10 protein-coding genes are annotated in these 12929 nt (G+C 57.6%); 7 read left to right on the top strand and 3 right to left on the bottom strand.

Going from position 1 to position 12929, the window contains the following annotated elements; all coding sequences use genetic code 11:
- Window positions 1-42: 42 nt before the first annotated feature.
- Complete coding sequence (locus N7D90_RS07740; RefSeq protein WP_261741608.1) at window positions 43-1689, top strand: Na/Pi cotransporter family protein; 1647 nt, start codon at window positions 43-45, stop codon at window positions 1687-1689.
- 52 nt (window positions 1690-1741) lie between these two features.
- On the opposite strand, the gene clpA is transcribed toward N7D90_RS07740, so the two are convergent.
- Both clpA and clpS read right to left on the bottom strand, forming a co-directional pair.
- On the bottom strand, window positions 1742-4012 hold the full coding sequence (gene clpA / locus N7D90_RS07735) for an ATP-dependent Clp protease ATP-binding subunit ClpA (protein ID WP_261741607.1): 2271 nt from the start codon (window positions 4010-4012) through the stop codon (window positions 1742-1744).
- 29 nt (window positions 4013-4041) lie between these two features.
- The gene (gene clpS, locus N7D90_RS07730) at window positions 4042-4404 is read right to left on the bottom strand and encodes an ATP-dependent Clp protease adapter ClpS (protein ID WP_261741606.1); all 363 of its coding nucleotides are present in this window, start codon (window positions 4402-4404) and stop codon (window positions 4042-4044) included.
- Window positions 4405-4630: 226 nt separating this feature from the next.
- Between clpS and N7D90_RS07725 the strand changes: the two genes are divergently transcribed.
- Window positions 4631-4909: a cold shock domain-containing protein gene (locus N7D90_RS07725; protein WP_261741605.1), complete on the top strand. Its 279-nt coding sequence runs from the start codon at window positions 4631-4633 to the stop codon at window positions 4907-4909.
- Between the two features lie 75 nt (window positions 4910-4984).
- Here N7D90_RS07725 and icd read toward each other — a convergent pair whose 3' ends face one another.
- A complete protein-coding gene (gene icd, locus N7D90_RS07720) occupies window positions 4985-6241 on the bottom strand; it encodes an NADP-dependent isocitrate dehydrogenase (RefSeq protein ID WP_261742398.1) in 1257 nt (418 codons plus the stop codon).
- 463 nt (window positions 6242-6704) lie between these two features.
- On the opposite strand from icd, the gene N7D90_RS07715 reads away from it, so the two are divergent.
- From N7D90_RS07715 to purB, 5 genes are all read left to right on the top strand, one after another.
- Window positions 6705-8930 (top strand): NADP-dependent isocitrate dehydrogenase, encoded by a 2226-nt coding sequence (locus N7D90_RS07715; RefSeq protein ID WP_261741604.1) that lies wholly within the window; start codon window positions 6705-6707, stop codon window positions 8928-8930.
- Window positions 8931-9126: 196 nt separating this feature from the next.
- Window positions 9127-9573, top strand: a complete 447-nt coding sequence (locus N7D90_RS07710) for an NUDIX hydrolase (RefSeq protein ID WP_261741603.1) — start codon at window positions 9127-9129, stop codon at window positions 9571-9573.
- Between the two features lie 59 nt (window positions 9574-9632).
- Entirely contained in the window at window positions 9633-10766 is a 1134-nt protein-coding gene (gene mnmA / locus N7D90_RS07705) for a tRNA 2-thiouridine(34) synthase MnmA (protein ID WP_261741602.1), read from the top strand.
- On the top strand, window positions 10763-11386 hold the full coding sequence (gene hflD / locus N7D90_RS07700) for a high frequency lysogenization protein HflD (protein WP_261741601.1): 624 nt from the start codon (window positions 10763-10765) through the stop codon (window positions 11384-11386). Before mnmA ends, hflD begins: the two co-directional genes overlap by 4 nt.
- 126 nt (window positions 11387-11512) lie before the next feature.
- On the top strand, window positions 11513-12883 hold the full coding sequence (purB, locus tag N7D90_RS07695; protein WP_261741600.1) for an adenylosuccinate lyase: 1371 nt from the start codon (window positions 11513-11515) through the stop codon (window positions 12881-12883).
- The last annotated feature ends 46 nt before the right edge of the window (window positions 12884-12929 follow it).

Here is a 12929-nt window from a genome sequence, read left to right as displayed (position 1 = left end):
CGACCTCGTAAGACATGAATGCTTGTTTTGTGGAGATTCCTTATGTCGGGAACCACTCTGTTACTCAACCTCGCGGGCGCCATCGCACTTTTGCTCTGGGGCACCCATATGATTTCCACAGCCCTGCTGCGCGGATTTGGCACCCAACTGCGCAACTGGATGGGGCGCAACCTGAATAACCGCTGGATGGCACTGATTTCCGGAATCGGTATTACCGGCGTATTGCAAAGCAGTACGGCGGTCAGCCTGATGGCAACCTCGTTTACCGCAGCTGGCACCCTGAGCCTGGCACCCGCCCTGGCGGTGATGCTGGGGGCCAATATCGGCTCGACTCTGGTGGTGCAACTGCTGAGCTTCGATACCTCGCTGGCGATGCCGATCATCCTGCTGGTGGGCTTTATTGTGTATCGCTTGCGCGATGATTCGCGCTACGAAAGCGTCGGCTGCGCACTGATCGGCCTGGGCCTGATGTTGCTGGCCCTGAGTTTGCTCAGTGCTACCTTGGCCCACATGGAGGCGACTTCGGTGTTTCGCGCCATCATGCAAAGCCTGGAAGGCGACTTGATCATAGCGGTGATCGCCGCAGTACTACTGACCTGGATCTGCCACTCCAGCGTCGCAGTGGTGCTGCTGATCGCCTCTTTGGCAGGCGCAGGCATGATGACACCCGTGACCGCCATTGCCCTGATGCTCGGTGCCAATATCGGCGGCGCCTTGCCATCGGTGTTCAGCGCCAGCTCGCCTGTTGCACGCCGCCTGCCTGTGGGCAACCTGCTGATCCGCCTGCTGGGCACCGTGGTGTTGCTGCCATGCCTGGCGCTGATTGCCAACTATCTGGCCCGAACTGATATCGGCCCGGCGCACATGGTGGTGTACCTGCACACCGCGTTCAATCTGGTGCTGGCAGTGGTGTTTATCGGTTTGACCGAGCCCTGCGCACGCCTGCTGACCCGCATGTTTCCTCAGCAAGATCCGCCAGCGGACCCTGGCATGCCACAGTATCTGGACGAAGCCGGGCTGGAAGTGGCCAATATAGGCCTGTCCAATACCGTGCGCGAAGCCTTGCGCCTGGCGGACATGACTTCACTGATGCTCAATCAGGTCCTGCAACTGTTTGAGAAGGTCGATCAGCAGACCATGAACGAGGTGCGGCAACTGGATCACTCCATCGACCTGCTAAGTGCAGCGATCCGCGCTTATCTTGCCGATATCGGCCACGACGGCCTGAGCGATGACGATGCCGATCGCGCCCAGGAAATCCTGATGTTCGTAATCAACCTGGAACATGCCGGGGACATTCTCAACAACCTGGCGCAACTGGCCGTACGCAGGACACGCCGAGGGGAGCGCTTTTCTTCTTTCGAGCTGATGCATATCCAGGCCATGCACCTGGCCCTGCTGGAGAGCCTGAACCTGGCCATTACCGCGTTTTTAAGCGAAAACGCAGCCGCAGCCGAGGCCTTGATCAACCACAAGGAAACCGTACGCAAGCTGGAGGCCAGGGCTAGCCGCGAGCACTTTCGCAAGTTGCAGAATGACAAGACGGCCTGGGCCGAGTCCGGGGATATTTTCCAGCGGGTGCTGCGCGACTACCGTCGTGTCCATCACCATATTGCCGCTTTGGGCTACCCGGTGCTGGAGCGCCACACCGAGCACAACCCAGCGGCGAGCCTGAGCCCGACCAGCTAGCTGCAGACAGCAAAAAGGCGCCCGAGGGCGCCTTTTTTACTGCCGTGTTACATCAAGCCATTTCGACTGCGGTTTCATACTCGAAGGTCAACTCGCCATTCTCCAGGTCGATGTGTACCACACCGCCATGGTCGGCCAGTTCGCCAAAGAGGATTTCCTCGGCCAGCGGACGCTTGATCTTGTCCTGAATCAAACGCGCCATCGGACGAGCCCCCATCAGTGCGTCATAGCCACCCGCGGCCAACCAGCCACGCGCCGCGTCCGACACCTCAAGCTGCACGTGCTTGTCTTCCAGCTGCGCCTGCAGTTCGGTAAGGAACTTGTCCACCACATGTTTGATGACCTCGTGACTGAGGCGACCAAACTGAATGATGGTGTCCAGGCGGTTGCGGAACTCGGGAGTGAAGCTCTTCTTGATCGCTTCCATCGCATCGGAAGCATGATCCTGATGAGTAAACCCGATCGAAGCCCGAGAAGCTGTTTCAGCACCCGCGTTGGTGGTCATGATGACGATCACGTTGCGGAAGTCAGCCTTGCGCCCGTTGTTATCGGTCAGCGTGCCGTGGTCCATGACCTGCAACAGCAGGTTAAAGACCTCGGGGTGCGCCTTTTCGATTTCATCGAGCAACAACACACAATGCGGCTGCTTGGTGATGGCTTCAGTCAGCAAACCACCCTGATCGAAACCGACATAGCCCGGAGGTGCACCGATCAGACGCGATACGGTGTGGCGCTCCATGTACTCGGACATGTCGAAACGGATCAGTTCGATGCCCAGGGCCTTGGCCAATTGGCGCGCAGCCTCGGTTTTACCGACACCGGTCGGCCCTGCGAACAGGAACGAACCCACAGGCTTGTCTGGCGACTTGAGCCCGGCACGGGACAACTTGATCGCGGTGGACAACGAATCAATCGCAGCATCCTGACCGAACACGGTCAAACGCAGGTCGCGCTCAAGGTTGCGCAACAGTTCCTTGTCCGAGACAGAGACGTGTTTTGGCGGAATACGGGCGATTTTCGCAACGATGTCTTCAACTTGAGCGACTTCGATGCGTTTGACCCGTTTCTCGACCGGCTGCAGACGCTGATAAGCACCCGCCTCGTCGATCACATCAATGGCCTTGTCCGGCATGTGCCGGTCGTTGATGTAGCGCGACGCCAGCTCAGCCGCCGCACGCAGGGCCTCATCGCTGTACTCGATGCCGTGATGCTGTTCAAAGCGACCTTTAAGCCCGCGCAGAATGCCAATGGTGTCTTCAACCGAAGGCTCGGACACATCGACTTTCTGAAAGCGGCGCGCCAAGGCGCGGTCCTTCTCGAAAATTCCGCGAAATTCCTGGAACGTAGTGGAGCCGATGCAGCGAATGTCGCCCGAAGACAACAAAGGCTTGAGCAGGTTGGAGGCATCCATCACGCCGCCAGACGCAGCGCCCGCACCAATAATGGTGTGGATTTCATCGATAAACAGAATCGCCTGCGGGCGTTTTTTCAGCTCACCGAGCAGCGCCTTGAAACGTTTCTCGAAATCGCCGCGGTACTTGGTACCCGCCAGCAAAGCGCCGAGATCAAGGGAGTAGACGATGCTGTTCGCCAGCAGGTCAGGCACCTGATTGTCGACGATGCGCTTGGCCAGGCCTTCGGCAATTGCGGTTTTACCCACACCGGCCTCACCGACCAGCAACGGGTTATTTTTACGCCGACGCGCCAGAATCTGAGCAACGCGCTCAACTTCCATTTCGCGCCCTACCAGCGGATCGATGCGACCCTGGCGGGCCAACTCGTTCAGGTTGCTGGCGTAGGCGTCCAGAGGATTGCTTGAAGATGACGATTCGCCGCCCTCTTCATCCTGCATTTCATGTTCGCCATCAGAGTGATCACCATGCCCCGGTACCTTGGAGATGCCGTGGGCAATAAAGTTGACCACATCAATACGGGCAACGCTCTGCTGCTTGAGCAGAAAGACGGCCTGGCTTTCCTGCTCGCTGAAAATCGCAACCAGCACATTGGCGCCAGTCACTTCACGCTTGCCGGAGCTTTGCACGTGGAATACAGCACGCTGCAAGACCCGCTGAAAACCCAGGGTTGGCTGAGTTTCGCGGTCTTCGTCGTGGACGGGAATCAGGGGAGTCGTGGAATCAATAAACTCTTGCAGGTCATGCTTGAGTTTGTCGAGGTTTGCGCCACAGGCGCGTAGAACGGTTGCGGCTGCCTCATTATCCAAAAGCGCTAAAAGGAGGTGCTCAACCGTCATGAACTCATGACGTTTGGAGCGCGCTTCCTTGAAGGCAAGATTGAGGGTGACTTCGAGCTCGCGATTTAACATGGCTTCACCTCATACCCAAGTGGTCGGCGTTAACCGTCCTTCTCGATTTCACAGAGTAGCGGATGCTGGCTTTCACGCGCGTACTGGTTTACCTGCATGGCCTTGGTCTCGGCGATATCGCGGGTAAAAATGCCGCACACGGCCCGTCCTTCTGTATGGACGGCCAGCATGACCTTGGTCGCCAATTCGCGATTCAAGTTAAAAAACACCTCAAGTATTTCGACAACGAAATCCATGGGTGTGTAGTCATCGTTAAACAAAACCACCTTGTACATCGGCGGCGCCTGAAGCGCAGGCTTAGCCTCTTGCACAGCCAAGCCAGCGGAGTCTTCGTGATCAAAATCGGACTGATCCTGATTGAATGTTAGTCGAGTCTGGCTGATTGCATGCATGGAAAAAAAGGTTCGTCGTAGGTTGTGCAAATACAGTGATGGAGGCGAAGGTGTCAAATTGCAACAGCGCCGCCGCGTGACCTTGACTATCGGTAAAACGGTGTTACAACCATTAATGCCCACAGTGGGAAAAATGGTCCGCACAGTCAACCATATTTACTGGTTTCTGTGCGAGTGAACTGGATGATACTCCAGTGATGGAGTTTTGCAGCAGAGGGATATGAGTATGCAAGGCAAGGTCAAGTGGTTCAACAACGCCAAGGGCTTCGGCTTCATTAATACGCAGGCCAAGGAAGGCATCGATGAACACGGAAACCCGATTGACTTTTTTGCGCATTTTTCGGCAATCCAGATGGACGGTTACAAGACGCTCAAGGCTGGCCAGCCCGTGAGCTTCGAAATAATCCAGGGCCCCAAAGGCCTGCATGCCGTTGAGATCACTAACGCCCAGGGCCCCGTCACCGCCCTTGCGAATGCGCCAGAGGTAACCAGCCTCTCAGTCTGACCCCCCGGACTCGCCGCAAAAAAAACCGGCCGATTCAAACACTCGAATCGGCCGGTTTTTTTATGCCTGCTCAGTTCACATATGAGCGATCAGCGCATCGCCGAAGCCCGACGACGAAACCAGCGTTGCACCTTCCATCAATCGTTCAAAATCGTAGGTCACGGTTTTGGCCGAAATCGCGCCATTAGTCCCCTTGATGATCAGGTCGGCAGCCTCGATCCAGCCCATATGCCGCAGCATCATTTCCGCAGACAGGATCAAGGAACCCGGGTTGACCTGATTCTTGCCCGCGTACTTGGGTGCCGTGCCGTGGGTGGCCTCGAACATGGCAATGGTGTCCGACAGGTTGGCGCCCGGCGCAATACCAATACCGCCCACTTCGGCGGCCAAAGCGTCGGACAGGTAATCACCGTTCAGGTTGAGCGTCGCAATCACGTCATATTCCGCAGGACGCAACAGGATTTGCTGGAGCATGGCATCAGCAATCGCATCCTTGACGATTACATTGCGTCCGGTTTTAGGGTTCTTGAACTGCATCCACGGCCCGCCATCGAGCAAGGTCGCGCCGAATTCTTCAGCCGCCACTTCATAGGCCCACTCCTTGAAGGCACCTTCGGTGAACTTCATGATGTTGCCTTTATGCACGATGGTCAGCGACTCACGGTCGTTATCAACCACGTATTGCAACGCCTTGCGCGCCAGGCGCCGGGTGCCTTCCCTGGATACCGGCTTGACCCCGATCCCGCAGTCCTGGTCAAAACGGATCTTGGTCACGCCCATTTCTTCTTTCAGAAACTTGATCACCTTGATTGCTTCAGGCGAGCCAGCCTTCCATTCGATTCCGGCATAAATGTCTTCGGAGTTTTCGCGAAAGATCGTCATGTCGACGTCGCCCGGCTTTTTAACCGGGCTAGGCACACCTTCAAACCAGCGCACCGGGCGCAAGCACACATACAGATCGAGCTGTTGGCGCAGGGCCACGTTCAGCGAGCGAATGCCTCCGCCCACAGGGGTTGTCAGCGGGCCTTTGATCGAGACCACGTAATCCTTTACCGCATCCAGGGTTTCCTGAGGCAGCCAGGTGTCCTGGTCGTAGACCTGGGTGGCTTTCTCCCCTGCATAGACTTCCATCCAGGAAATCTTGCGCTTGCCGGCGTAGGCCTTGTTCACTGCCGCATCGACCACCTTGATCATCACCGGACTGATGTCGACACCGATGCCATCCCCTTCGATATAGGGAATGATGGGGTTGTCGGGAACATTGAGCGAGTGATCGGCGTTGACGGTGATTTTTTCACCTGCGGCTGGAACCTTGATCTTGTTGTATCCCATGCTGAACTCCATTTGTGGGTGGAACATCATGCCGATCCCGAGCGTAACCCAGTTAAATCAGCACGCAAACCGAATGTTCAGAACGCATGATTGCAACCTCGACCGCCCCCCTTTGCAACCCCGTAAACATTGGGTAAAACGCCAAAAACAAGGGCATTTTGACGCAGGGTCTTAGACCAATGGATGATTCGTGATAGGCCGCACCCCTCGCAGGAACATTAGTGACCTATGTATACTGCGTCGGTGACCACGGAGTCACTGTGAAACACCTACTGGAATGAGTCTTTCAGGCCTAGAAAGGCTGAGCCGTTACCCCGGCTCGACCGCTTGACGCTCTACTGATGCATTCACATCACCGCGAAGAACCTCGACTTTCGGCTCATTGTTCACTGTGAACGAAAGCGCCTACCCTGCGCATCTCGAGAATCTGAGCACGCTCAGCAAAGAAGAGAGTTAATCCGAAATGCCCAACCGTTCGAAGATCATCTATACCTTCACCGACGAAGCTCCGGCGCTCGCCACCTATTCACTGCTGCCTATCATCGAAGCCTTCACTGCGCCCGCTGATATTGCTGTTGAGACGCGTGACATCTCTCTTGCAGGTCGCATCCTTGCCAGCTTCCCCGAGCAATTGGGTGCCAAGGCTGTAGCTGACCACCTCGCCGAACTGGGCGCTCTGGCCGTTACTCCTGAAGCCAACATCATCAAGCTGCCTAACATCAGCGCCTCGGTCCCGCAATTGCAGGCCGCGATCAAGGAACTGCAAGCGCAGGGCTTTGATATCCCGGACTACCCGGAAACCGTGACCACTGACGCTGACAAAGAAGTCAAAGCGCGTTACAGCAAAGTCATGGGCAGCGCCGTAAACCCGGTTCTGCGCGAAGGCAACTCTGACCGCCGCGCACCGCTGTCGGTCAAGAACTACGCTCGCAAGCACCCGCACAAAATGGGCGCCTGGGCTGCCGACTCCAAGTCGCACGTTGCTCACATGAGCGAAGGCGACTTCTACGGCAGCGAAAAAGCCGCCCTGATCGAAGCACCGGGCAGCGTTAAAATCGAACTGATCGCTCAAGACGGCACCACTACCGTCCTGAAAGAAAAAACCGCCGTTCAGGCCGGTGAGATCATCGATTGCTCGGTCATGAGCAAAAAAGCCCTGCGCGAGTTCGTAGCGGCCGAAATCGAAGACGCCAAAAAACAGGGCGTGCTGTTCTCGGTTCACTTGAAAGCCACCATGATGAAGGTCTCCGACCCGATCATGTTTGGCCAGATCGTGGCCGAGTTCTACAAGGATGCGCTGGAAAAACACGCAGACATCCTGAAAGAAATCGGTTTCAACCTGAACAACGGTATCGGCGATCTGTACGCTCGCATCAAGGCGCTGCCAGCCGAGAAGCAAGCTGAAATCGAAGCCGACATCGAAGCCGTATACGCCAACCGCCCTGCACTGGCGATGGTCAACTCGGACAAGGGCATCACCAACCTGCACGTGCCGAGCGACGTTATCGTCGACGCCTCGATGCCAGCCATGATCCGTGACTCCGGCAAAATGTGGAACACGCAAGGCCAGCTGCAAGACACCAAGGCCCTGATCCCGGATCGCTGCTACGCCACGATCTACCAGGCGACCATCGAACACTGCCAGAAGCACGGCGCGTTCGATCCGACCACCATGGGCAGCGTGCCAAACGTTGGCCTGATGGCGCAAAAAGCCGAAGAGTACGGTTCCCACGACAAGACCTTCCAGATCAAGGCCCCTGGCGTTGTTCGCGTAACAGACAGCAACGGCAACGTGCTGATGGAACAGAAGGTTGAAGAAGGCGATATCTGGCGCATGTGCCAGGCCAAAGACGCGCCGATCCGCGACTGGGTCAAACTGGCCGTCAACCGTGCTCGCGCCAGCAACACCCCGGCCATATTCTGGCTGGACCCACAGCGCAGCCACGACGCCGAAATGATCAAAAAGGTAGAAACCTACCTGAAGGACCACGACACCAGCGGTCTGGACATTCGCATCATGGCGCCAGTAGATGCCATGAACTTCACCCTGGAACGCACCCGTGCGGGCCTGGACACCATCTCGGTGACCGGCAACGTACTGCGCGACTACCTGACCGACCTGTTCCCGATCATGGAACTGGGCACTAGCGCCAAGATGCTGTCGATCGTTCCGCTGATGAATGGCGGCGGTCTGTTTGAAACCGGCGCAGGCGGTTCGGCTCCAAAGCACGTGCAACAACTGCTGGAAGAAAACTTCCTGCGTTGGGACTCGCTGGGTGAATTCCTGGCACTGGCTGCTTCCCTGGAGCACTTGGGCACGACCTACAACAACCCGAAAGCGTTGGTGTTGGCCAAGACTCTGGACCAGGCCACCGGCCAGTTCCTCGACAACAACAAATCGCCATCGCGCAAAGTCGGCAACATCGACAACCGCGGTAGCCACTTCTACCTGGCGCTGTACTGGGCTCAGGCCCTGGCTGCCCAGACTGAAGACAAAGAACTGCAAGCCCAATTTGCTCCTGTAGCAAAAGCCATGGCCGAGAACGAGGCAAAAATCGTTGCCGAACTCAACGCCGTGCAGGGCAAGCCGGTCGACATCGGTGGTTACTACCACGCCGACGCCGACAAGGTGAGCAAAGTAATGCGCCCTAGCGCCACGCTGAACGCGATCATCGCCTCACTGGTGTAAGAGCAACAGAGCAACACCACAGACCCCGGCCCACGATGCCGGGGTTTGTGTTTTTACGGCCCACACAAACCCTGTGGGAGCGAGCCTGCTCGCGAATGTCGTGAACGACCGAGTATTTAGTGGATAATCGCAGCGCTCTTGAAAATTTCGCGAGCAGGCTCGCTCCCACAGATTAATCACCCTCGAGACCCACCCCATGGAATGGAAACCCCACATCACCGTCGCCACAGTCGTTGAAGACAATGGCCGCTTTCTGATGGTTGAAGAGTTAAAACGCGAACAGGTCGTACTTAACCAACCGGCCGGGCATCTGGACCCGAACGAGAGCCTGATCGACGCCGCCATCCGCGAAACCCTCGAAGAAACCGGCTATGACGTGGAACTGACCGGCGTAATCGGCATTTATTTGTACACCGCCCCCAGCAACGGCGTGACCTACCAGCGCATCTGCTTTGCCGGCAAGGCCGTCAAGCACCACCCGGAATACCAACTGGACACCGGCATCATCGGCCCGCTCTGGCTAACCCGTGACGAGCTGCTGGAGCAGCGCGAACGCTGGCGCAGCGAGATGACCCTGCAGTGCATCGACGATTATCTGAGCGGTAAATTGTTCGACCTGTCGTTAATCCGCCCTTCGGTTTAGCCTTGAGCGCCTGGGCCTGCTAGAATCGCGTCCTTTTTCAAGACACTCATTGAAACCTTATGCGTGATCCAGCCTTAGTCGCCCCCGAAAAGCAGCGCGTCATTGTCGGTATGTCCGGCGGTGTCGATTCTTCCGTGTCCGCCGTTCTGCTCATGGAGCAGGGCTACCAGGTGGAAGGCCTGTTCATGAAGAACTGGGAGGAAGACGACGGAACGGATTACTGCACCGCCATGGATGATCTGGCAGACGCCCAGGCCGTGTGCGACAAAATTGGCATCAAGCTGCACACTGCCAATTTTGCCGCCGAGTACTGGGATAACGTGTTCGAGCACTTCCTGGCCGAATACAAGGCCGGTCGTACGCCGAACCCGGACATCCTGTGCAACCGTGAAATCAAGTTCAAGGCGTTCCTCGACTACGCCCTGATGCTCGGCGCCGATCTGATCGCCACCGGCCATTACGTGCGCCGTCGGGACATTGATGGCCGTACCGAGCTGCTCAAGGGCCTGGATCCGAACAAGGACCAAAGCTACTTCCTGCATGCCGTCGGCGGCGAGCAAATCGCCAAGACCCTGTTCCCGGTCGGCGAGCTGGAAAAACCCGAAGTGCGCAGGATCGCTGAAAAACACGATCTGGCCACGGCGAAGAAAAAAGACTCCACCGGAATCTGCTTTATCGGCGAGCGCCGCTTCAGCGACTTCCTCAAGCAATACCTGCCGGCACAGCCCGGTGAAATCAAAAACACCGAAGGCGAAGTCATCGGTCGCCACCACGGCCTGATGTACCACACCATCGGTCAGCGTCAGGGCCTGGGCATTGGCGGCTTGAAAGACGCCAGCGACGAGCCGTGGTACGTGCTGATCAAAGACCTGGAGCACAACGAGCTGATCGTCGGCCAAGGCAATGATCACCCGTGGCTGTTCTCCGGCGCCCTGCTCGCCTCCGAGATTTACTGGGTCAACCCGATTGATCTGAGCACCCCGCTGCGCCTGACAGCCAAGGTTCGCTATCGCCAAGGCGATCAGCCCTGCACCCTGGAAAAAACCGCCACCGGCTATCGCGCAACTTTCGATGACCCGCAGCGCGCAGTCACTCCTGGCCAGTCCGTGGTGTTTTACGATGGCGAAGTCTGCCTGGGTGGCGGCGTGATCGAAGTGGCCGAGCCCTGGTCCAGCAAGGGCAAGCGCCCATGAACCCGACTCAGGAGCAACTGGTAGCCCTGGGCGGCGTGTTTCTCGCAGCCGTACTGGTGGACAAGATTGCCAAGACCGGACAGGTCAGCGAAGCCGATCTGAGCTGCATGCTGGGCAGTCTGCTGGTGCGCGACCCTAAAGACACCCTGGAAGTGTTTGGCGGTGACGACATCAACCTGCGCGAAGGCTATCGTGCCCTGATCGGCGCCCTTGAGCGCGATCCCAACACCTTGCAGCGCGAGCCTTTACGCTATGCGCTGTCGATGCTCGGCCTTGAACGTCAACTGGCCAAGCGCAACGACATGCTGGAACTGATCGGCAAACGCTTGCCGCAGATCCAGTCCCAGGTCGAGCATTTCGGCCCGGCCCACGAAAACGTGGTCGCTGCCTGCGGCGCACTGTATCAGGACACCCTGAGCACCTTGCGCCAGCGGATCCAGGTGCATGGCGACATGCGCAACCTGCAGCAACCGAACAACGCCTCAAAAATTCGCGCTCTGCTGCTGGCCGGTATCCGCTCAGCACGGCTTTGGCGCCAATTGGGTGGCCACCGCTGGCAGCTGGTCATCAGCCGCCGCAAGCTGCTCAAAGAGCTTTACCCGATGCTGCGCGGCAACTGAAGCACGCAGCAGGCACAGGTTTAAATTCGATACGCGTATGACGCCGGTCACTTGGCAACGGACCGGCCGTTTTTTTCATGTATGATACGCGCCCCATTTCGTTGCCCGACTGTCCGAGAACACCCCATGAAGCTCTCTTCGCTCACTGCGGTTTCCCCTGTTGACGGCCGCTACGCCGGCAAAACCCAGGCCCTGCGCCCAATTTTCAGCGAATACGGCTTGATCCGTGCTCGCGTTCTGGTTGAAGTTCGCTGGCTCCAGCGCCTGGCTGCTCACGCTGCCATCCCTGAAGTCCCGGCCTTCTCCGCCGAAGCTAACGCCGTTCTCAACGAACTGGCAGAAAACTTCGCTCTGGAGCACGCCGAGCGCGTCAAAGAGATCGAGCGCACCACCAACCACGACGTAAAAGCCATTGAGTATCTGCTCAAGGAACAGGCCGCCAAGCTGCCTGAACTGGCCAACGTCAGCGAATTCATCCACTTTGCATGCACCAGCGAGGACATCAACAACCTGTCCCACGCCCTGATGCTGCGCGAAGGCCGTGATGACGTGATGCTGCCGCTGATGCGTCAAACCAGCAACGCCATCCGCGAGCTGGCAATCAAGTTCGCCGACGTGCCAATGCTGTCGCGCACCCACGGTCAGCCGGCTTCGCCGACCACTTTGGGCAAGGAACTGGCCAACGTGGTTTACCGTCTTGAGCGTCAAATCGCTCAAGTGGCTGCTGTACCACTGCTGGGCAAAATCAACGGCGCCGTGGGCAACTACAACGCCCACCTGTCGGCCTACCCCGATATCGACTGGGAAGAAAACGCCCGCGCCTTTATCGAAGACGAACTGGGCCTGGGTTTCAACCCGTACACCACCCAGATCGAGCCGCACGACTACATCGCCGAACTGTTCGACGCCATCGCCCGTTTCAACACCATCCTGATCGACTTCGATCGCGATATCTGGGGCTACATCTCCCTGGGCTATTTCAAGCAGCGCACCATCGCTGGCGAAATCGGTTCCTCGACCATGCCGCACAAGGTCAACCCGATCGACTTCGAAAACTCCGAAGGCAACCTGGGTATCGCCAACGCCCTGTTCCAGCATTTGGCCAGCAAGCTGCCAATCTCTCGCTGGCAGCGCGACCTGACCGACTCCACCGTACTGCGCAACCTCGGCGTGGGCTTTGCTCACAGCGTGATCGCGTACGAGGCAAGCCTCAAAGGCATCAGCAAACTTGAGCTGAACGCTCAGAAAATCGCTGCCGACCTGGATGCTTGCTGGGAAGTCCTGGCTGAGCCGATTCAGACCGTAATGCGCCGCTACAACATTGAAAACCCGTACGAAAAGCTCAAAGAGCTGACCCGCGGCAAGGGCATCAGCCCTCAAGCGCTGCAAACTTTCATCGACGGCCTTGAAATGCCGGAAGCGGCCAAAGCCGAGCTGAAACTGCTGACCCCTGCCAACTATATTGGCAACGCGGTCGAGCAAGCCAAGCGCATCTGATCGCTGCAACGACCTATTAACGCCCGGCCGTGCCGGGCGTTTTTAT

This window comes from Pseudomonas fragi, from assembly GCF_025426255.1.
GTDB classification, from domain to species: domain Bacteria; phylum Pseudomonadota; class Gammaproteobacteria; order Pseudomonadales; family Pseudomonadaceae; genus Aquipseudomonas; species Aquipseudomonas kulmbachensis.
Note: the sequence above shows the minus strand (reverse complement) of the source record. Positions and strands in the feature narration are given on the sequence as shown.